21 protein-coding genes are annotated in these 20,613 nt (G+C 65.6%); 8 read left to right on the forward strand and 13 right to left on the reverse strand.

Translation table 11 applies throughout. The features are described 5' to 3' along the window. Positions 1-12: 12 nt before the first annotated feature. Both JQX08_RS04360 and JQX08_RS04365 read left to right on the forward strand, forming a co-directional pair. Positions 13-1,833 carry a cation:proton antiporter gene (locus JQX08_RS04360; protein ID WP_204915023.1) on the forward strand — a complete coding sequence of 607 codons (1,821 nt, stop codon included), beginning with the start codon at positions 13-15 and terminating at the stop codon, positions 1,831-1,833. A 110-nt stretch (positions 1,834-1,943) separates the two neighbouring features. Further along, on the forward strand, positions 1,944-2,624 hold the full coding sequence (locus JQX08_RS04365; protein ID WP_204915025.1) for a cyclic di-GMP-binding domain-containing protein, MshE-related: 681 nt from the start codon (positions 1,944-1,946) through the stop codon (positions 2,622-2,624). Positions 2,625-2,748: 124 nt separating this feature from the next. On the opposite strand, the gene rplS is transcribed toward JQX08_RS04365, so the two are convergent. The 5 genes from rplS to ffh form a co-directional block, all read right to left on the reverse strand. Next, a complete protein-coding gene (gene rplS, locus JQX08_RS04370; protein WP_204915027.1) occupies positions 2,749-3,099 on the reverse strand; it encodes a 50S ribosomal protein L19 in 351 nt (116 codons plus the stop codon). A 43-nt stretch (positions 3,100-3,142) separates the two neighbouring features. Further along, positions 3,143-3,895, reverse strand: a complete 753-nt coding sequence (gene trmD, locus JQX08_RS04375) for a tRNA (guanosine(37)-N1)-methyltransferase TrmD (RefSeq protein ID WP_204915028.1) — start codon at positions 3,893-3,895, stop codon at positions 3,143-3,145. Positions 3,896-3,915: 20 nt separating this feature from the next. Further along, on the reverse strand, positions 3,916-4,452 hold the full coding sequence (gene rimM / locus JQX08_RS04380; RefSeq protein WP_204915029.1) for a ribosome maturation factor RimM: 537 nt from the start codon (positions 4,450-4,452) through the stop codon (positions 3,916-3,918). Positions 4,453-4,457: 5 nt separating this feature from the next. Beyond that, positions 4,458-4,709 carry a 30S ribosomal protein S16 gene (gene rpsP / locus JQX08_RS04385; RefSeq protein WP_204915030.1) on the reverse strand — a complete coding sequence of 84 codons (252 nt, stop codon included), beginning with the start codon at positions 4,707-4,709 and terminating at the stop codon, positions 4,458-4,460. Between the two features lie 133 nt (positions 4,710-4,842). Next, positions 4,843-6,216: a signal recognition particle protein gene (gene ffh / locus JQX08_RS04390; protein WP_204915031.1), complete on the reverse strand. Its 1,374-nt coding sequence runs from the start codon at positions 6,214-6,216 to the stop codon at positions 4,843-4,845. A 158-nt stretch (positions 6,217-6,374) separates the two neighbouring features. Between ffh and JQX08_RS04395 the strand changes: the two genes are divergently transcribed. The 3 genes from JQX08_RS04395 to JQX08_RS04405 all read left to right on the forward strand — a co-directional run bounded on the left by JQX08_RS04395 (position 6,375) and on the right by JQX08_RS04405 (position 9,557). Further along, positions 6,375-7,175, forward strand: a complete 801-nt coding sequence (locus JQX08_RS04395) for a cytochrome C assembly family protein (protein WP_204915032.1) — start codon at positions 6,375-6,377, stop codon at positions 7,173-7,175. After that, a complete protein-coding gene (locus JQX08_RS04400) occupies positions 7,172-8,011 on the forward strand; it encodes a transporter associated domain-containing protein (protein ID WP_204915033.1) in 840 nt (279 codons plus the stop codon). The genes JQX08_RS04395 and JQX08_RS04400 overlap by 4 nt, the downstream gene beginning before the upstream one ends. A gap of 229 nt (positions 8,012-8,240) precedes the next feature. Continuing rightward, complete coding sequence (locus tag JQX08_RS04405; RefSeq protein ID WP_204915034.1) at positions 8,241-9,557, forward strand: MFS transporter; 1,317 nt, start codon at positions 8,241-8,243, stop codon at positions 9,555-9,557. 3 nt (positions 9,558-9,560) lie between these two features. Here JQX08_RS04405 and JQX08_RS04410 read toward each other — a convergent pair whose 3' ends face one another. The 5 genes from JQX08_RS04410 to JQX08_RS04430 all read right to left on the reverse strand — a co-directional run bounded on the left by JQX08_RS04410 (position 9,561) and on the right by JQX08_RS04430 (position 12,899). Further along, entirely contained in the window at positions 9,561-10,286 is a 726-nt protein-coding gene (locus JQX08_RS04410; RefSeq protein ID WP_204915035.1) for a GDSL-type esterase/lipase family protein, read from the reverse strand. Continuing rightward, the gene (gene purT / locus JQX08_RS04415; protein WP_204915036.1) at positions 10,283-11,464 is read right to left on the reverse strand and encodes a formate-dependent phosphoribosylglycinamide formyltransferase; all 1,182 of its coding nucleotides are present in this window, start codon (positions 11,462-11,464) and stop codon (positions 10,283-10,285) included. Before purT ends, JQX08_RS04410 begins: the two co-directional genes overlap by 4 nt. An 82-nt stretch (positions 11,465-11,546) precedes the next feature. Continuing rightward, positions 11,547-11,735, reverse strand: coding sequence for a DUF1289 domain-containing protein (locus JQX08_RS04420; protein ID WP_204915037.1), 189 nt, complete (start codon positions 11,733-11,735; stop codon positions 11,547-11,549). Beyond that, entirely contained in the window at positions 11,735-12,259 is a 525-nt protein-coding gene (locus tag JQX08_RS04425; RefSeq protein ID WP_204915038.1) for a gamma carbonic anhydrase family protein, read from the reverse strand. Before JQX08_RS04425 ends, JQX08_RS04420 begins: the two co-directional genes overlap by 1 nt. Before the next feature lie 37 nt (positions 12,260-12,296). Beyond that, a complete protein-coding gene (locus tag JQX08_RS04430) occupies positions 12,297-12,899 on the reverse strand; it encodes a CoA pyrophosphatase (RefSeq protein ID WP_204915039.1) in 603 nt (200 codons plus the stop codon). A 170-nt stretch (positions 12,900-13,069) separates the two neighbouring features. Here JQX08_RS04430 and JQX08_RS04435 point away from each other — a divergent pair, with 170 nt between their 5' ends. Beyond that, positions 13,070-13,633, forward strand: a complete 564-nt coding sequence (locus JQX08_RS04435) for an NUDIX hydrolase (RefSeq protein ID WP_204915040.1) — start codon at positions 13,070-13,072, stop codon at positions 13,631-13,633. Between the two features lie 40 nt (positions 13,634-13,673). Continuing rightward, entirely contained in the window at positions 13,674-14,177 is a 504-nt protein-coding gene (locus JQX08_RS04440; RefSeq protein WP_204915041.1) for a L,D-transpeptidase family protein, read from the forward strand. A 47-nt stretch (positions 14,178-14,224) separates the two neighbouring features. On the opposite strand, the gene JQX08_RS04445 is transcribed toward JQX08_RS04440, so the two are convergent. From JQX08_RS04445 to purL, 3 genes are all read right to left on the reverse strand, one after another. Beyond that, complete coding sequence (locus tag JQX08_RS04445) at positions 14,225-14,542, reverse strand: YqfO family protein (RefSeq protein ID WP_204915042.1); 318 nt, start codon at positions 14,540-14,542, stop codon at positions 14,225-14,227. 175 nt (positions 14,543-14,717) lie between these two features. After that, a complete protein-coding gene (locus JQX08_RS04450; protein ID WP_204915331.1) occupies positions 14,718-14,990 on the reverse strand; it encodes a CDGSH iron-sulfur domain-containing protein in 273 nt (90 codons plus the stop codon). A gap of 87 nt (positions 14,991-15,077) precedes the next feature. Then, on the reverse strand, positions 15,078-18,974 hold the full coding sequence (purL, locus tag JQX08_RS04455; protein ID WP_204915043.1) for a phosphoribosylformylglycinamidine synthase: 3,897 nt from the start codon (positions 18,972-18,974) through the stop codon (positions 15,078-15,080). Between the two features lie 161 nt (positions 18,975-19,135). Between purL and mltF the strand changes: the two genes are divergently transcribed. Continuing rightward, complete coding sequence (gene mltF / locus JQX08_RS04460; RefSeq protein ID WP_204915044.1) at positions 19,136-20,599, forward strand: membrane-bound lytic murein transglycosylase MltF; 1,464 nt, start codon at positions 19,136-19,138, stop codon at positions 20,597-20,599. The last annotated feature ends 14 nt before the right edge of the window (positions 20,600-20,613 follow it).

The raw sequence follows: 20,613 nt of genomic DNA on the forward strand, positions 1-20,613 counted from the left end.
CAAGGACGCAAGATGAACGAAGAACAGATTTTGCTCGCCGTCGGCGGCATCGGCGGCGTGGCGTTGGCCTGCCAATGGCTGGCCTGGCGCCTGCGGCTCCCGGCGATTCTGTTTCTCCTGCTCAGCGGCATTCTCGCCGGCCCGATTCTCGGCTGGCTCGATCCTCAAGCGCTGTTCGGCCAGCTGCTGTTTCCACTGGTCTCGCTGTCCGTCGCCCTGATCCTGTTCGAGGGCAGCCTGACCCTGCGCTTCAGCGAATGGCACGAGATCGGCAGCGTGGTGCGGCGCATGGTGACCCTCGGCGCACTCGCCACCGGCGCGGTGATCGCGGTCACTACCCACTACCTGCTCGATTTTCGCTGGCCGATGGCGGTGCTGTTCGGCGCGCTGACCCTGGTCACCGGCCCCACCGTGATTGTGCCGATGCTCCGCGTGGTGCGCCCCAAGGCCTCGATCGCCAACATCCTGCGCTGGGAAGGCATCGTCATCGACCCGATCGGCGCGCTGTTCGCGGTGGTGGTGTTCAGCTACATCGTCGCCAGCGACGAGGCCAGCGGGCTGCTGCTCAGCCTGCGCATCTTCGCCGCGGTGATTCTCTGCGGCAGCCTGTTCGGCCTGGCCGGCGGCTGGCTGTTCGGCCAGGTCCTGCGCCGCCACTGGCTGCCGGAATACCTGCACAACCTGGCCGCCCTCGCCGCGGTGCTTGGCGTATTCATCGCCGCCAATCTCAGCGTGCACGAATCAGGGTTGCTCGCGGTGACGGTGATGGGCATGCGCCTGGCCAACATGCAGGGCGTCGATGTGCAGCCGATCCTGCACTTCAAGGAGAACCTCAGCGTGCTGCTGATCTCCGGCCTGTTCATCCTGCTCGCCGCGCGCCTCGACCTGCAGGCGCTGCTGGCGCTGGGGCCGCAGGTGCTGTTGCTGCTACTGGTCATCCAGTTCGTCGCCCGGCCGCTGTGCGTGGCGCTCTCGACTTACGGCTCGAGCCTCGGCTGGCGCGAGCGCCTGCTGCTGTCCTGGGTCGCGCCACGCGGGATTGTCGCCGCCGCAGTGTCGGCGATCTTCGCCATGCGCCTGAGTGAATCGGGGCATGCCGACGCGGCACTGCTGGTGCCACTGACCTTCGCCGTGATCATCGGCACCGTGCTGCTGCAAAGCGCCACCGCGCGGCCGCTGGCGCGCCTGCTGAAGGTCGCCGAACCGGCGCCGAACGGCTTTCTCATCGTCGGCGCGCACCGCCCTGCCCGCGAGCTGGCCAGCGCCCTGCAACAGCTCGGCTGCCGAGTCCTGCTCACCGATTCCAGCTGGGAGAACGTCAGTGCCGCGCGCATGGAGAACCTGCCCACCTACTTCGGTAATCCGGCCTCGCAGCACGCCGACGCCCACCTCGACCTGGTCGGCCTCGGCCGCCTGCTCGCCTTGTCACCGGCGGGCGAACTCAACGCCTTGGCCTGCATGCGCTTTCGCCACGACTTTGGCCATCGCCGCTTGTTCAGCCTGGCCAGCAGCCTCGAACGCAGCCTCAGTGACAAGCACCGCGCCAGTGGCCAGCACCGCGGCCAGTTGCTCGGCAGCCAGCCACTGACCTACGGGCAGCTCGCCAGCCGCCTGAGCCAGGGCGCCGAGCTGTACACCACCACCTTGACCCCGGGTTTCGGCTGGAGCGACTACCAAGCCCTGCATGGTGAACGCGCCTGCCTGCTGTTCGCCCGCAACGCCGAAGGCTGGGTGCACGTGGTGACACCGGAATTCGACCAGCAGCCGCAGCCGGGCTGGGTGCTGGTGGCGGTGATCGACAAGGGCCCGGACGCCGACCACCCGTCGCCGTAGCTCGGCTTCGGCGCCGCCAGCCGTCGTCACCCTATCTTTGGTCGGGTGACTTCCGCGGCGCGGCGCCACATGATTGCACATAGCCACCAACTCGCGCCGCGGACCTTTCCATGCCCAGCCATCAGAACTCCCGTCTTGGCCAGATTCTTCTCAACAAAGGCTTGATCGACCGCGTCCAGCTGGACGCTGCCATCGGCCTGCAAATAACCAGCGGCAAGCGGCTCGGCGAAATTCTCCTCGAACAGGGTCTGCTGAACTCGCGGCAGTTGAGCCGGGCGCTGAAGAAGCAGAACAACCTGCGCTTGGCCGCGACGCTGGTCGCCGCCCTGCTCAGCCCGTTCCAGCTGGCCAGCGCGGACATCCAGCGCATGCAACCGAGCAGCAGCGCGACCCGCCAGGAAACCCCGCGCGGACTGAAGCCGCTGAGCGATCGCGAGATGAGCAGCATCAACGCCCAGGGCCTCGACGATGCGCTGCAGGGTCTGTTCCTGCAGGCCGAAAACGGCGACGGGGTGGCCACCGTGAAGCAGCTCGCCAAACTGGTGATGCCGGTGCTGGACAGCCTGGAGGCGGAAACCACGCTGACAGATGTGCGCTACGACACCCATGCGGCACTGCCGCAGATCAACGCTGACGGCTCGGTGAACGTGCGCCTGCCCAGCTCGATCGGCGAACTGCGCTTCGACAACATCCGCGTCGCCGGCGCGCCCAGCCAGCAGAGCTTCGGCAGCCTGGCGCTGAACAATATCGACCTGTCGCAGGCGTCGCTGAAGATCAGCCTGCGCCCCTGAGCGCCGCGATCCAAAAAGGGCGCCCGCAGGCGCCCTTTTTTATCTGGCTGTCGCCAGGCCAATCCCGTCTTGCCCCCAGAACGAAAAAAGCAGCCCGGAGGCTGCTTTTTCTGGAACGACTGGCTTAGACCAGTTTTTCCTTGATGCGCGCTGCCTTGCCGGACAGGTCGCGGAGGTAGTACAGCTTGGCCTTGCGCACGTCGCCGCGGCGCTTGACGCTGATGCTGTCAACCAGCGGGGAGTAGGTCTGGAAGGTACGCTCGACGCCTACACCGTTGGAGATCTTACGCACGGTGAACGCGCTGTTCAGACCGCGGTTGCGCTTGCCGATAACCACGCCTTCGAAGGCCTGCAGACGCTGACGGTCGCCTTCCTTCACTTTGACTTGCACGATTACGGTGTCGCCCGGGGCGAACGCCGGAATCTCTTTGGTCATCTGTTCAGCTTCGAGTTGCTGAATGATTTTGTTGGTCATCGCTATGCTCCTAAGACCAGCCGTCAGGCCAGCCATCGATACGTTAACTATCGTCCCGCTGGCGGAGGTATTCCGCCAACAGCGCTTGTTCTTCTCCAGAAAGCGAGCGGCTATCCAGAAGATCAGCACGGCGTTCGTAGGTCCGTCCCACGGACTGCTGCAAACGCCAACGCCGGATGTGTTCGTGATTGCCGCCAAGCAGCACCTCAGGAACACGTCGCCCCGCATACACCTCAGGTCGGGTGTAGTGCGGGCAGTCGAGCAGGCCGTCGGTAAACGAGTCCTCCTCGGCAGAATTCACATGCCCCAATGCACCGGGCAGCAAACGCGTCACCGCATCGATCAGCACCATGGCCGGCAGCTCGCCACCGGACAGAACATAGTCACCGATCGACCATTCCTCATCGACATGCGCTTCAATGAAGCGCTCGTCGATGCCTTCATATCGCCCGGCGATGAGGATCAACGCCTCCTCGCTCGCCAGTTCTCGGACCGCCGACTGTGTCAGCGGGCGGCCCTGCGGCGACAGGTAAATCACCTTCGCCGGCCCCTCGATCGCTTGCTTGGCATCCAGCAGCGCATCCTCGAGCGGCTTGATCTTCATCACCATGCCGGGACCGCCGCCGAACGGCCGGTCGTCGACCGTGTGATGACGATCCGTGGTGTAGCTGCGCGGGTTCCAGCACGTCAGCTGCAGCAGTCCCTGCTTCACCGCGCGACTGGTAATGCCGTAGTCGCTGATCGCGGCGAACATCTCGGGGAACAGGGTAATGACTTCGACACGCAGGTTAGCCATGTTTCGCACTGACCCGGGGTTCAGAAGTCCGCATCCCACTCCACCCGCATTTCGCCAGCGGCCAGGTCGATCTGCAGCACGCACTGGTCCGTATAGGGCAGCAAGCGCTCGCGATCATCCAGACTGCCGACGCAGGGTTTGACCACCATGACATCGTTCGAACCGGTCTCGAGCAGGTGATCGATACGGCCGAGCAGTTGCCCGAGCGGGTCGATGACCTTGAGTCCTTCCAGCTGATACCAGTAGTACTCGCCTTCGGCCAGTTGCGGCAACAGCGCACGAGCGATGCAGATTTCGAAACCGCCGAAAGCACGTGCTTCCTCGCGGTCATCGAGACCCTTGAGCTTGGCCACCAGGACCTTGCCCTGCAGACGCCCCCGGACCAGCTCAACCGTGCGGACCTCACCGTCACGCCGCAGCGTCCAGTGGGGGTAGTCCAGCAGGTTGTCGATCGGGTCGGTAAAGGAATACACCTTCACCTCGCCACGGACGCCGTGCACCGAACCAATCTTGCCGATGACAATCAGGTCATCGGCCGGGGCTGGCGTCGCGCTCATAGGGCTCAGGCAGCAGCCTTGGCAGCTTCCTTGAGCAGCTGAGCAACGCGCTCGGACGGCTGAGCGCCCTGGCCGAGCCAGTAGCTGGCGCGCTCTTGGTCAACGGACAGGCGCACTTCACCACCGGCAGCAACCGGGTTGAAGAAACCGATGCGCTCAACGAAGCGACCATCGCGCGCATTGCGGCTGTTGGTCACGGTCAGGTGGTAGAACGGGCGCTTTTTAGAGCCGCCGCGAGCAAGACGGATAGTTACCATGTGAACATCGTTCCTGTAGTCGGTACTAGCAAATCTGGTCAATCATGCCGGACACGGGGCCCGAAAGGCCGCATATTCTAAGGGGTATCCCGCCGATTGCAAATCAATTTTTCCACAGCAGCCAGGGCGGGCCTCACAGCTTGGGCATGCCACCGGGGAACATCCCGCCCATGCCGCGCATCATCTTGGCCATGCCACCCTTGGCGGTGAACTTCTTCATCATCTTCTGCATTTGCTTGTGCTGCTTGATCAGCCGACCGATGTCCTGCACCTGAGTGCCGGAACCGAGGGCAATACGGCGCTTGCGCGAGCCGCTGATGAGGTCCGGATCGCGGCGTTCAGCGGGAGTCATTGAATTAATGATCGCCTCCATCTGCTTGAACTGCTTCTCCGCCGCGCCCTGGGCATTGCCCATCTGCGCCAGGTTGACGCCGCCGAGCTGTGGCAGCTTGTCCATCAGACCGCCGAGGCCGCCCATGTTCTTCATCTGCTGCAACTGGTCGCGGAAGTCTTCGAGATCGAAGCCCTTGCCCTTCTTCAGCTTCTTGGTGAGTTTCTCGGCCTTTTCGCGGTCAAGGGTCTGCTCGGCCTGCTCGATCAGGCTGAGCACGTCGCCCATGCCGAGGATGCGCGAGGCGATACGGTCAGGGTGGAACGGCTCGAGCGCGTCGCTCTTTTCGCCCATCCCGATGAACTTGATCGGTTTGCCGGTGATGTGGCGCACCGACAGGGCGGCACCGCCGCGGGCATCGCCGTCGACCTTGGTCAGCACCACGCCAGTCAGTGGCAACGCGTCGCCGAACGCCTTGGCGGTGTTGGCAGCGTCCTGACCGGTCATCGCATCGACCACGAACAGCGTTTCGACCGGCTTGACCGCGGCGTGCAGGGCCTGGATCTCGGCCATCATGTCGGCGTCGACGTGCAGGCGACCGGCGGTATCGAGCAGCACCACATCAATGAATTTGAGCTTGGCTTCGCGGATCGCCGCTTCGGCGATCGCCACCGGCTGCTGGCTGCTGTCCGACGGGAAGAAGGTCACGCCGATGTCGCTGGCCAGGGTTTCCAACTGCTTGATCGCCGCCGGACGGTAGATGTCCGCCGAGACCACCAGTACGCTCTTCTTGCGGCGCTCCTTGAGGAAGCGCGCCAGCTTGCCGACCGTGGTGGTCTTGCCCGCGCCCTGCAGACCGGCCATCAGCACCACCGCAGGCGGCGCGGCATTCAGCGCCAGATCCTCGTTGGCCGCGCCCATCAGCGATTCCAGCTCGGCGCGCACGATCTTCACGAACGCCTGCCCTGGCGTCAGGCTCTTCGACACCTCGGTGCCGACCGCGCGCTCCTTCACGTTGTTGACGAAGTCCTTGACCACCGGCAGGGCGACGTCGGCCTCGAGCAAGGCCATGCGCACTTCGCGCAAGGTGTCCTTGATATTGTCTTCGGTCAGCTTGGCCTTGCCGGTGACGGTACGCAGCGTGTGCGAGAGGCGATCGGTGAGATTTTCAAACATGCGCGTTCCTTTCGGGCTCTGGCGAGCAGGGCTTGAGCTTGCAGCAGGCGGCGGATTATAGCGAAGTGTCTCGGGCACCGACACAGGCTGCGGTCTTTCGTGAAAAGACCTTTGTATGCCAAACTCAACGCCTTTCGGGCCTCGTATTACAAGGATTTATGCAGCCTCTGTTGCCCAGCCTCGCCGCCGCCGCGCTATACGCGATCGCCACCGCTTACCAGGCCCTGCGCCTGAGCGCCCGCCAGACGCCGGATCGGCGCCTTCTCCTCGCCCTCGGCATCCTGGCGCTGCTGGCCCACACTGGCGGCCTGCTGTTGCAGCTGATCACCCCGAGCGGACTGGTACTCGACTTCTTCAACGCCGCCAGCCTGATTGCCGCGGCGGTGATCGCCCTGACCCTGCTGGCCGCCACCCGCATCCCGGTGGAGAACCTGCTGCTGCTGCTCTTCCCGCTCGGCTGCCTGACCGTGTTGCTCGGCCAGTTTGCCCCGGAGGGCACGGTCCAGGGGATCAATGAGCAACCCGGCATCCTCGCCCACATCCTGCTGTCGATCCTCGCCTACGGCATGCTGACGATTGCCATGTTCCAATCGCTGCTTCTGCTGCTCCAGGACCATCAGCTCAAACACAAGCACCCGTCCGGGCTGATCAAGAACTTCCCACCACTGCAGACCATGGAAAGCCTGCTGTTCGGCTTCCTCTGGGCCGGCTGGCTGCTGCTGTCGCTGTCGCTGATTTCCGGCTGGCTGTTCCTCGACGACCTGTTCGCCCAGCACCTGGTGCACAAGACCCTGCTCGCCTGCGTGGCCTGGGTGATCTTCGCCGTGCTGCTGTGGGGTCGCCATCAGCGCGGCTGGCGCGGCCACAAGGCGATCCGCTGGACCCTGGCCGGCTTTTGCCTGCTGATGCTGGCCTACTTCGGCAGCAAGCTGGTGCGCGAATTCATCCTGCATATATGAGCACCTTCGGCAGTGGTCTGCTGCTTGGCCTGTTGCTCGCCCTCGCCGCCGCGCTAGCGGTCTGGTCGCTGAGCCGCCGACGCCTACCGCGCCAGGCCTCCGGCGAGGCGCCACAAGCCCACCACGAACTGCCGCCCTCGCTGCTCGACGCCCTGCAACAGATGCGCATCAAGTCGATCATGCTGCCGCGCAGCGAAATCCAGGGCATCGACATCGGCGCCGCGCCGGAGCAGATCGTCAGCCAGCTGCGCGCCTCGGCTCACACTCGCCTGCCGCTGTACCGCGGCGACATCAACCACATCGAAGGCCTGCTGCACGTGCGGCAGATCGCCCAGCTAATCGGCCGCGCCGACCTGGATGGCGCCGCGCTGTTGGCGGCCAGCAAGGAAGCCTATTTCGTCCCGGAAAGCACGCCACTGCTGACCCAGCTGCTCAATTTTCAGAAGGAACAGCGGCGCATCGCCATCGTCGTCGACGAGTACGGCGACGTGCTGGGCCTGGTCAGCCTGGAAGACATCTTCCGCGAACTGATCGGGGAGTTCGGCAACCTCGACGAGATCGGTCCCAACCCGGCGATCCAGCCCGAGGACGACGGCCGCTATAGCCTCGACGGCTCGCTGCACTTGCGCGAACTCAACCGCGCGCTCGGCTGGCAGCTCCCCTGCGACGGGCCGAAGACCCTCAACGGCCTGATCACCGAGGCCCTGGAGCAGATTCCGGACACCTGCGTGTGCCTGAAGATCGGCCCGTATCGCCTGGAAACCCTGGCCACTCGTGACAATCGCGTGGTGCGCGTGCGCGCCTGGCGCGCCGACGCCGCGCGCGGCCAGCGCTAGGCTCGAGCCGCCACCCAAGCCGGTTGCCCGGCGCTTCCGCCGCTCCCTATAATCGACCGCGCTTACCCAGCCTCCCCGCCGTCCGCCCGCGCTACCCGCGCCGGCGCCAGGGAAACTGCGCGCCCCGCCACCCGCCGCGCCCGCAGTACGCATGCACCGCCAGCCATTCCCGCGCCCGCCCTCCTCCATGCTCACGCCAGCGCGTCGAGCGCCTGCCCGGGATGCCCGCATGACCAGCACCACCACTCTGCCCACCGAGCTCGACACACCGACCGGCAACTCGCCGGCCCGCGTGGCCACCGCCAGCTTCATCGGTACCGCCATCGAGTTCTACGATTTCTACGTCTACGCCACGGCCGCCGCCTTGGTGATCGGCCCGGTGTTCTTTCCGCAGGGCTCGAGCACCGCGCAGATGCTCTCGGCGTTCATCACCTTCGGCATCGCCTTTCTCGCCCGCCCGCTCGGCTCCGCGCTGTTCGGTCATTTCGGTGACCGCATCGGCCGCAAGTCGACGCTGGTCGCCTCGCTGCTGCTGATGGGCGTCTCCACCACCCTGATCGGCGTGCTGCCCGGCTACGACAGCATCGGTTTCTGGGCGCCACTGTTGCTGTGCCTGCTGCGCTTTGGCCAGGGCCTCGGCCTGGGCGGTGAATGGGGCGGCGCCGCACTGCTCGCCACCGAGAATGCGCCGCCGGGCAAACGCGCCTGGTTCGGCATGTTCCCGCAACTCGGCCCGTCGATCGGCTTCCTCGCCGCCAATGGACTGTTCCTCAGCCTGGCCATGCTGCTCGACGACCAGCAGTTCCGCGCCTGGGGCTGGCGCATTCCGTTCCTGCTCAGCGCCGTGCTGGTGATCGTCGGCCTGTATGTGCGCCTGAAGCTCGAGGAATCGCCGGTGTTCGCCAACGCGGTCGCCCGCCAGGAACGGGTCAAGCTGCCGCTGGTCGAGACGCTCAGCCAGCACTGGCGGCCGATGCTGCTCGGCGCACTGGCCATGGTGGTGTGCTACGCGCTGTTCTACATCTCCACAGTGTTTTCCCTGAGCTACGGCGTGACCAGCCTCGGCTACAGCCGCGAGAGCTTCCTCGGCATGCTGTGCTTCGCCGTGCTGTTCATGGCCCTGGCGACACCGCTGTCGGCCTGGCTCAGCGACCGCTTCGGGCGTAAACCTGTGCTGCTGCTCGGCTGCGCGCTGGCAATCCTCTCCGGCTTCGCCATGCAGCCGCTGCTGACCCAGGGCTCCAGCGTCGCGGTGACGCTGTTCCTGGCCGTCGAGCTGTTCCTCATGGGTTTCACTTTCGCGCCGATGGGCGCCCTGCTGCCGGAGCTGTTCCCCACCCAGGTGCGCTACACCGGCGCCTCAGCGGCCTACAACCTGGGCGGCATCGTCGGCGCCTCGGCAGCGCCGTTCTTCGCCCAGAAGCTGGTGACCATCGGCGGCCTCGGCTATGTCGGCGGCTACGTGTCGGTCGCCGCGCTGATCAGCCTGCTGGCTGTGCTGTGCCTGAAAGAGACTCGCGACCGCGACCTCAGCCGCGTGCACTGAGCTTCAGCGGGCCTGGCCGAGCAATTCGGCCAGGCTCTCGCCCCAGGTGCGGTAACCCAGCGCCGACGGGTGATAGCCATCCACCGCGAGGAATTCCCGCTGCATGCGGATCTCCGCCCCGCAGTACGCCGCGCCTCGCTCGCTGGCGAGCGCGCGCAGCTGCGCGTCCATCAACCGCGCGCGCCAGCCGAACAACTGGCGCAGCAGCCAGGGCAAGGCATGGAAATGCTCCAGCGGCGGCACCGCCGTGCACACCACTTGCGCACCGTGCGCCTGGAAATGCGCGATCAACTGACCTAACGCGGTGCGCCAGGCCTTCAGCGAGGTGAAGTGGGTGGTGTCGTTGACGCCGAACACCAGCACCACCAGATCGGCGTCCAGCGCGGCCTGCGGCAACAGTCGCTGACACGCCTGCCCGGCGGTGATGCCGTTTTCGCCGAGAGCCTGCCAGTGCACGCCGCGTTGCAGACGCGCACTCAGCGCAGTGGCCAGCTGACCAGCCAGGGCCTGATCGAGACAGGCGGCACCGACGCCGGCGACCGTCGACTCCCCCAACAGCAGCAGCTTCAGCGGCGCCCCTGCCTCGGCGCTGGCGACCATGCCCTGCTCCGCCCCGGCGGCTGACGCCAAGCGCAGGGCATTACGCCGGGTGCGTAGCGCCAGCGGCAGGAGGATCGGCAGCAGAGTCAGCAGCGCCGACCACCAGGCCAAGCCGCGCCAGCGACTCACAGCTCGACGTCGACCGCCTGCGCGGCGCGCAGTGCCTTGGCGCGCGCCAGCTCGATCGATGCATCACGCGCCAGGGTCACGCCCATGCGCCGCTGCCCGGCCACTTCCGGCTTGCCGAACAGGCGCAGCGCGGTGTCCGGCTCGCTCAGTGCGGCACCGAGGTTGGCGAAAGCGGTCTGCTGCGAGTGGCCGTCGACCAGAATCACCGCCGAGGCCGACGGGCCGAGCTGGCGAATCACCGGGATCGGCAGACCGAGAATCGCCCGCGCGTGCAGGGCAAATTCCGACAGGTCCTGGGAGATCAGGGTGACCAGTCCGGTGTCGTGCGGGCGCGGCGAAACCTCGCTGAACCAAACCTGGTCGCCCTTGATGAACAGCTCGACGCCGAACAGACCACGCCCGCCGAGCGCCTCTGTGACCGCCTGGGCGATGCGCTCGGACTCGACCAGCGCGCGCGGGCTCATCGCCTGCGGCTGCCAGGACTCCTGGTAATCGCCCTTCTCCTGACGGTGGCCGACCGGTGCGCAGAAGGTGGTGCCACCGGCGTGGCGCACGGTGAGCAGAGTGATTTCATAGTCGAAGTCGATGAAGCCCTCGACGATCACCCGCCCCTTGCCGGCGCGGCCGCCTTCCTGGGCGTAATCCCAGGCCTTCTGCACATCGTCCGGACCGCGCAGCAGACTCTGGCCCTTGCCGGACGAGCTCATGATCGGCTTGACCACGCAGGGGAAGCCGAGGTCATCCACCGCGCAGCGGTACTCCTCGACGGAGTCGGCGAAATGGTACGGCGAGGTCGGCAGCTCCAGCTCTTCGGCGGCCAGGCGGCGAATGCCCTCGCGGTTCATGGTCAGCTGCGCGGCACGCGCGGTGGGGATCACAGTGAAGCCCTCGGCCTCCAGTTCGACCAGCGTGGCGGTGGCGATCGCCTCGATTTCCGGGACGATGTAGTGCGGCTGCTCCAGCTCGATCACTGCACGCAAGGCGGCGCCGTCGAGCATATTGACCACGTGACTGCGGTGCGCCACCTGCATGGCCGGCGCATCGGCATAGCGATCCACCGCGATCACTTCAACGCCCAGGCGCTGCAGTTCGATGACAACTTCCTTGCCCAGCTCGCCCGAGCCACACAGAAGGACGCGGGTCGCGGTCGGCGACAAAGGGGTTCCGATACGGGACATGCTGTTTCCTCGACAAACCGGGCGAGCGACTCGCCACAAAAACGAAAACGGCGCCGCAGCGGCGCCAGTCATAGGCAATAAATCAGTGCAGCAGGCCCTTGGCCTTAGCGCGCTCGTGGCAGCGCTTGAGCACCTCGCGACGTTCCTGGTTGTCCATCCGCCCCCAGCGCGTGATCTCGGCGACGCTGCGCTGGCAGCCAGTGCAGATGTCATCCTCGTCCAAGGCGCAGATCGACACGCAGGGCGAGGCGACCGGTCGTTCGCGCTCCATCAGTCGTCCTGCACCACCAGCTCGCGGGCGAAGCGCTGGGCGTTGTGCACGTAGTGCGCGGCGCTGGCCTCGAGCATCTTCTTCTGCGGCTCGCTGAGCTCGCGCACCACCTTGCCCGGCGAACCCATCACCAGCGAACCGTCGGGAATTTCCTTGCCTTCGGGGATCAGCGAATTGGCGCCGATGATGCAGTACTTGCCGATCTTGGCGCCGTTGAGCACCACCGCGTTGATGCCGATCAGGCTGTAATCGCCGACGCTGCAGCCATGCAGCATGGTGTTGTGGCCGATGGTCACGCCCTTGCCGATTACCGTGGGGAAGCCGGCGTCGGCGTGCATCACCGTTCCATCTTGCACGTTGCTGTTCTCACCGATGGTGATCTGCTCGACGTCGCCACGCAGGGTGGCGCCGAACCACACGCTGGCGCCGGCCTCCAGCTTGACCTTGCCGATCACCGCGGCATTCGGGGCGATCCAGCAGTCCGGATGAGCATCGACTCGGGCATCGCCCAGGCGGTATTTCATTGCAGGTTCCTCAGGCTAATCGGTGTACAGGTCTGTTTCAGCCCAGTTTGATAAACGACGCGGGCGGCTGATCCAGGCGGATATCGGCGTCGTAGAGCAGGTTGACCAGCTCGACGATCATGATCGCGGTCAGCCCCCAGATGCGGAACTCGCCGTAGCGATAGCTCGGCACGTACCAGTGCGTACCGTGATCGTCGATGCGGTGGGTGACTTCGCGCGGGTCCTCGCGAAAGAACGCCAGGGGCACCGAGAATACCGCGGCGATCTCGTCATCATTGGGTTGATACTCAACGAAATCGGGGACGATGCCGACAATTGGCGTGACCTTGATGCCGTAGCGCGAGACCAGCGGACTGAGCGGCGCGATCACTTCGACCAGCCCCGGTGGCAGGCCGACTTCTTCCTGCGCCTCACGTAGCGCGGTGTGGATCAGATCGCGGTCTTCCGGGTCGCGACGACCGCCCGGGAAGGCCACTTCGCCGCCGTGGGTGGACAAACCACTGGCGCGCAGGGTGAGCACCAACTCCGGTTCGTCGCTGCGGGTAATGGGCACCAGTACGGCCGCCTCGGGAAACGCCTGGTCGCCTTCCAGGACGCGTGGCCGGTAATCGCGCACACGTTGGACCAGTTCATCGAGCATGAACATTCTCTGCCTTTTCTTCTGCCCGGCATCATGGCATGAAAAAAGCGGGCCACCCAAGCCCTGCGCCCCTTGGTCGCAGTATTCAGCGAGCCAATTCGCGACGCCGCGCACCTTGCGAGGCCAGGCGTCGACGCGCCAAGATGGGCCACTACGGAAGAGGACCCGGCATGAAATTCTGCAGCCTGTGCGGCGGTGCGATCAGCCAGCACATCCCCAGCGGCGACAACCGCCTGCGCTACGTCTGCACCCAGTGCCAGACCGTGCACTACAAGAACCCGCGCATCGTCGCCGGCTGTCTGGCCGTGTGGGAGGACCAGGTGCTGCTCTGCCGCCGCGCCATCGAGCCGCGCCGCGGATACTGGACGCTGCCGGCCGGGTTCATGGAGAACAGCGAAACTATGCTCGAGGCGGCTGCCCGCGAAACCCTCGAGGAGGCGCGGGCGCGGGTCTGCGACATGGACCTCTACACGCTGTTCGACCTGCCGCACATCAGCCAGGTCTATGTGTTCTTCCGCGCCCGTCTGGCCGATCTGGATTTTGCCGCCGGCGAGGAGAGCCTGGAGGTGCGCCTCTTCCGCGAGGCCGACATCCCTTGGTCCGAGCTGGCTTTTCCGACTGTCGGCCGTACCTTAGAATGCTACTTCGCCGACCGGGTAGCGCAGACCTACCCCGTGCGCAACGAACCGCTCGAGGCGTTGCGCGCGCACTATAAACACGACAAGAAAATCTGACCGCCTGGCGGTCCATCGAATATCCGGGGAAGTTGTAGCGATGCGTTGGTTGCTAGCCGTACTGTGTTTGTCCTTTGCCGCCTTCACTCACGCGAACGCTACCCCGACCCTGAATGGTCAGTCCGTCGACAAGGTGTTGGTGATCAAGTCGGAACGCAAACTGCACCTGATGGGCAAAGGCGCCGTGCTGAAGAGCTACAAGGTGTCGCTCGGCAAACAGCCGCGTGGCGCCAAGCAGCGCGAGGGCGACAGCCGCACCCCCGAGGGTTTCTACTGGATCGACTGGCGCAAGACCAGCGACAAGTACAACCTGGCCATGCACATCTCCTACCCCAACATCCGTGACCAGCACAAAGCCCGCAACGGCGGCTTTCCGCCTGGCGGCATGATCATGATCCACGGCACCCCGATCGATGCCGAGTACCCCGAGTGGTACTTCAGCAGCCTGGACTGGACCGAGGGCTGCATCGCCATGAAGAACGCCGACATGCAGGAAATCTGGAGCCTGGTCAAAGACGGCACGCTGATCGAGATTCGCCCGTAACCTGCGGGCAACAAAAAAGGCGCCGTTGGGCGCCTTTTTTATTGTCGTCAGAACAGCAGGTCCGACAACCGCCAGACATCGAAGGCCGGTGTCTCGTAGGGATGCGCCTTGCGCAGCGCCTTGACCGCATCGTGGATCAGCTCGTCGGCGACCACCAACTCGACCCGCCACTCGGCCACCTGCTCGACCTGCCCGGCCTGCCCCAGATACGGCTGACTGCCCTGCAACGGGCGAAACTGTCCCTGTCCCAACACCTGCCAGCAGCAGCTGTCGTAATTGCCGATTCGTCCACCGCCGACCGCGAAAATCGCGGTCTTCACCACTTCCAGGTGGGTTTCCGGCACATAGAAGCACAGCTTGTACATCGAGTTCTCCGCAACAAGGAACGAGTAACGCCTACTCGCCAAGCAGGCCGGCATAGAATAATGGCAATGTGCCTTTACTCACCACCGAGAGGTTCACAACCTGCGGAGTTGGACTGAAAAAGTACCGCCCTGTTTGCTCAGCCAATAGAGGCATTTGGAATAAAAGAGCTGCTGTCTATTGCCCCAGCCAGAAGCGTCGCCATTTCGCCCGCCAACCCGACGCGGGCGGCGCATGGCTGCCATCGCAATAGGGCAACTGCGCGGAACGCCCGCAGCGGCACAGCAGCAGCCGCTGCTCGCGGCGAATGGTCAGCTGCAGCGCCTGCGCACAGTCTGCCGGGCAGTCCGGGCGCTGAGCCGAGCGGCCGCAACGGCACAGGCGCAGCACGTCACCCGGCTGCACCAGGCGCACCTCCGGTAGCACCACCGCTCGCCCCTGCTCGACCATCACCCGCTCCTGATCCCCGAATGACAAGAGGGGAAGCCGTCGCCGACTTCCCCTCTCCGTTTACCGACGCTGGCGGACGCCAGGCACTCAGTCGACCCAGACGCGTGCATTGCGGAACATGCGCAGCCAGCCGCCATCTTCCTGCCACTGCTCCGGTCGCCAGGAGTTCTGCACGGCGCGGAACACCCGCTCGGGGTGCGGCATCATGATGGTCACCCGACCATCACGGGTGGTCAGGCCGGTGATCCCGCGCGGCGAGCCGTTGGGGTTGGCCGGGTAGGCCTCGGTGACCTTGCCGTAGTTGTCGATAAAACGCATCGACACGCAACCGGAGAGGTCCGCTTCGAGCAGCGCTTCTTCGCTTTCGAACTCGGCATGCCCTTCACCGTGGGCGATGGCGATCGGCATCCGGGTGCCGGCCATGCCCTGCAGGAAGATCGACGCCGACTCCTGGATCTGCACCATCGCCACGCGCGCCTCGAACTGCTCGGAGCGGTTGCGTACGAAGTGCGGCCAGAACTCGCTGCCGGGGATCAGCTCGTGCAGGTTGGACATCATCTGGCAACCGTTGCACACCCCAAGGGCGAAGCTGTCGCGGCGCTCGAAGAAGCCCTGGAAGGCATCCCGCGCGCGGCTGTTGAACAGCACCGACTTGGCCCAGCCTTCACCGGCACCCAGTACATCGCCGTAGGAGAAGCCGCCGCAGGCGACCAGGCCCTTGAAGTCGGCCAGGTCGACGCGCCCGGCGAGCACGTCGCTCATGTGCACATCGATCGCCGCGAAACCGGCGCGATCGAACGCCGCGGCCATTTCCACCTGGCCGTTGACGCCCTGCTCGCGCAGCACCGCCACTTGCGGGCGCACGTTCTTCTTGATGAACGGCGCGCTGATGTCGTCGTTGACGTCGAAGGCGAGTTTCACGCTGAGGCCCGGGTTGTCCTCGTCGAGCAGCACGTCGAACTCCTGATCGGCGCAGTCGACGTTGTCGCGCAGGCGCTGGATCTGGTAGCTGGTTTCGCTCCACTGACGCTGCAGCAGGCGGCGTTGGCCAGTGAACACCGGCTCGCCATTGAAGTGGATTGCGACTTCCGGACCATTCACCGGACGGCCGATCACCGCCACGCAGTCATCCAGACCGGCGCCGCTGAACTGCGCCAGCACTTCCGGGGTCGCGCCCTGCTGGACCTGGATCACCGCGCCCAGCTCCTCGTTGAACAGCACGCCGGCCAGCTCGCCGGCGGCGTCGGCCAGGCCGTCGAGGTTGAGGTCCAGACCGCAGTGGCCGGCGAAGGCCATTTCCAGGACGGTGGTCAGCAGACCGCCGTCGGAGCGGTCGTGATAAGCCAGCAGGTGACCGTCGGCATTCAGGCCCTGGATCACCGCGAAGAACGCCTTGAGGTCCTCGGCGTCATCGACGTCCGGCACCTGGCGACCGAGCTGACCGTAGGTCTGCGCGAGAATCGAACCACCCAGGCGGTTCTGCCCGCGACCGAGGTCGATGAGGATCAGGTCGGTTTCACCTTTGTCGGTGCGCAGCTGCGGGGTCAGGCTCTTGCGCACGTCGGTGACCGGCGCGAAGCCGGAAACCACCAGCGACAGTGGCGAGGTCACACTCTTCTCGCCGCCCTCGTCCTGCCAGCGGGTCTTCATCGACATCGAGTCCTTGCCGACCGGGATGGTGATGCCCAGCGCCGGGCACAGCTCCATGCCGACCGCCTTGACCGTGTCGTACAGACGCGCGTCCTCGCCTGGGTGGCCGGCTGCGGCCATCCAGTTGGCGGACAGCTTGATGTCAGAAATCTGCGCGATGCTCGCTGCAGCCAGGTTGGTGACGGTCTCGCCGACCGCCATGCGCCCGGAGGCCGGGGCGTCGAGCAGGGCCAGCGGGGTGCGCTCGCCCATCGCCATGGCTTCACCGGTGTACACGTCGAAGCTAGCGGCGGTCACCGCGCAGTCAGCCACCGGCACCTGCCACGGGCCGACCATCTGGTCGCGAGCCACCAGACCGGTGATGGTGCGGTCGCCGATGGTGATCAGGAAGCTCTTGCTGGCCACCGCCGGGTGACGCAGGACGCGCGTGACGGCATCGTCAAGGGCGATGTCGGCGGCGTTGAAATCGTCGCCCAGCTCCGCTTCGCGCTGCACCGAGCGGTGCATGCGCGGCGGCTTGCCGAGCAGCACTTCGAGCGGCATGTCCACCGGCTGGTTGCCGAAATGGCTGTCGGCGACGGTCAGGTGGCGCTCTTCGGTGGCCTCACCGACCACCGCGAACGGGCAACGCTCGCGCTCGCAGATCGCCTTGAAGGTGTCGAAATCGGCGACATCGACCGACAGCACGTAGCGTTCCTGCGACTCGTTGCACCAGATTTCCAGCGGGCTCATGCCCGGCTCGTCGTTGGGCACCGCGCGCAGCTCGAAGCGCCCGCCGCGGCCGCCGTCGTTGATCAGTTCGGGCAGCGCGTTGGAGATGCCACCGGCGCCGACGTCGTGGATGAACTTGATCGGGTTGTTCGCGCCCATCTGCCAGCAGCGGTCGATGACCTCCTGGCAGCGGCGTTCCATTTCCGGGTTTTCGCGCTGCACCGAGGCGAAGTCGAGGTCGGCCGCGCTGGCGCCGGTGGCCATCGACGAAGCCGCGCCGCCGCCCAGGCCGATCAGCATGGCCGGGCCGCCGAGCACGATCAGCTTGGCGCCGACCGAGATTTCGCCCTTCTGTACATGGTCTTCACGGATGTTGCCGAGGCCGCCGGCGAGCATGATCGGCTTGTGGTAGCCGCGCACTTCCTCGCCACGCGGCGTGCTGATCGCCTGCTCGAAGGTGCGGAAGTAGCCGTTCAGGTTGGGCCGGCCGAACTCGTTGTTGAACGCGGCGCCGCCCAGCGGGCCCTCGACCATGATGTCCAGCGCGGTGACGATGCGCTCGGGCTTGCCGTAGGGCTTCTCCCACGGCTGTTCGAAGCCCGGGATGTTCAGGTTGGAGACGGTGAAGCCGGTCAGCCCCGCCTTCGGCTTGGCGCCGCGGCCGGTGGCACCCTCGTCGCGGATTTCGCCGCCGGAGCCGGTCGAGGCGCCGGGGAACGGGGCGATGGCGGTTGGGTGATTGTGGGTTTCCACCTTCATCAGGATGTGCACCGGCTCGGCGACCGCGCCGTACTGGCGGGTCTGCGGATTCGGGTAGAAGCGCCCGGCGACCGAGCCGACCATCACCGCGGCGTTGTCCTTGTAAGCGGACAACACACCTTCGCGGTGCATTTCATAGGTGTTCTTGATCATGCCGAACAGCGACTTGTCCTGGGACTGACCGTCGATGTCCCAGGTCGCGTTGAAGATCTTGTGCCGGCAGTGCTCGGAGTTGGCCTGGGCGAACATCATCAGCTCGACGTCGTGCGGGTTGCGCCCGAGGTCCGCGAAGCTCTTCACCAGGTAATCGATCTCGTCGTCGGCCAGCGCCAGACCCAGTTCGAGGTTGGCCTGCGCCAGCGCGGCACGGCCGCCACCGAGCACGTCGACCACTGCCAGCGGCTTGGGCTGCGCATGACTGAACAGGCCGGCGGCCTGCTCCTGGGCGGTCAGCACCTGCTGGGTCATGCGGTCGTGCAGGGTCTGCGCGATCAGCGCGGCCTGCGTGTCATCGAATTCGCCACTGACGTAGTAGGCGATGCCGCGCTCGATGCGCTCGATCTTGGCCAGACCGCAGTTGTTGGCGATGTCGGTGGCCTTGCTCGACCACGGCGAAATCGTGCCGGAACGCGGCACCACGAGGAACAGTCGGCCGCTCGGCTCCTGCACCGCCACGCTCGGGCCGTACTCGAGCAGACGCGCCAGCACGCTTTGCTCTTCGCCGGTGAGGACGCCAGTGACCTCGGCGAAGTGGGCAAACTCGGCATACACACCACGGACGGTGCTGACTTTCCGGGTCAGTTGCTCGAGCAGTTTGCCGTGGCGGAAGGCGGAAAGGGCGGGAGCGCCGCGCAGGATCAACATCTTCGGGACAGCCTCGGAGAAGGGGGTTTTGAAGGCCGCGTATTCTAGCTCAAAGCGACCTCCAAGGCACCCGCGACGGCCGTCACCGCGCAGCGGCGCTATCAGAGAAGGCGCAAGCTGTCGAGATATGGCGCCCCCCATCCATTGCGTATACTGCCCTGATGCTCGCACAGACCGTGTTCCGCCAGCGCTGCATGCGCTGGCTGCTGTCACTCGGAATCCTTCTGCTGTTCTCAGCCTGCGTGGATGAAACCACCAGCCTGGAACGCATACAGAAGGAGGGGGTGCTACGTGTCGTCACCCGCAACAGCCCGGCCACCTACTTCCAGGATCGCAACGGCGAAACCGGCTTCGAATACGAACTGGTCAAGCGCTTCGCCGAAGACCGGGGGGTCGAGCTGCGCATCGAAACCGCCGACAACCTCGACGACCTGTTCACCCGCCTGAATCAGCCGGATGGCCCGGAGCTGGCCGCCGCCGGGCTGGTCGCCAGTCACGACCGCCGCCAGCAGGCGCGCTTCTCCGCGTCGTACCTGGAAGTCACCCCGCAGGTCATCTACCGCAACGGCCAGCGCCGCCCGACCCGCCCCGAGGACCTGATCGGCCAGCGCATCATGGTGCTCAAGGGCAGCAGCCACGCCGAGCAGCTGCGCGAGCTGCAGAAGCAGGTGCCGGCGCTGAAGTTCGAGGAATCCGACGCCGTCGAGGTGGTCGACCTGCTGCGCATGGTCGACGAGAACCAGATCGACCTGACCTTGGTCGACTCCAATGAACTGGCGATGAACCAGGTGTACTTCCCCAACGTGCGAGTGGCGTTCGACTTCGGCGACGCCAGCAGCCTGAGCTGGGCGCTGGGCCCCGGCGAAGACAAGAGCCTGCTTGAGGCGGTCAACGAGTTCCTCGCCCGCGCCAAGCAGAACGGCACCCTGCAACGCCTGAAGGACCGCTATTACGGCCACGTCGACGTGCTCGGCTATGTCGGCGCCTACACCTTCGCCAAGCACCTGCAGCAGCGCCTGCCGCGCTACGAGAAACACTTCCGCACCGCCGCCCAGGAGGCCCAGACCGACTGGCGTCTGCTCGCCGCTGTGGGCTACCAGGAGTCGCTGTGGCAGCCCGAGGCCACCTCGAAGACCGGCGTGCGCGGGCTGATGATGCTCACCGAGGGCACGGCGCGGGCGATGGGCGTGGCCAACCGTCTGGACGCCAAGCAAAGCATCTTCGGCGGCAGCAAGTACTTCGCGCAGATCAAGGAAGGCCTCTCGCCGGACCTCAAGGACCCGGACCGCACCTGGTTCGCCCTGGCCGCCTACAACATCGGCATCGCCCACCTCGGCGACGCGCGCAAGCTGGCGCAAGCCGAAGGGCTGGACCCGAACAAGTGGCTCGACGTGAAGAAGATGCTGCCGCGTCTGTCGCAGAAGCAGTGGTACAGCAAGACCAAGTACGGCTATGCGCGCGGCGGCGAGACCGTGCACTTCGTGCAGAACATCCGCCGCTACTACGACATCCTCACCTGGGTGACCCAGCCGCAGCTGGAAGGCGGGCAGATCGCCGAGAGCGGCCTGCATGTGCCGGGCATCAACAAGCGCAAGCCGACCGACGAAGACGCGCCGCAGCTGTAAGCGCGGGGTCCTAT

Origin of the sequence: Zestomonas insulae (genome assembly GCF_016901015.1) — a bacterium.
GTDB classification, from domain to species: Bacteria; Pseudomonadota; Gammaproteobacteria; order Pseudomonadales; family Pseudomonadaceae; genus Aquipseudomonas; species Aquipseudomonas insulae.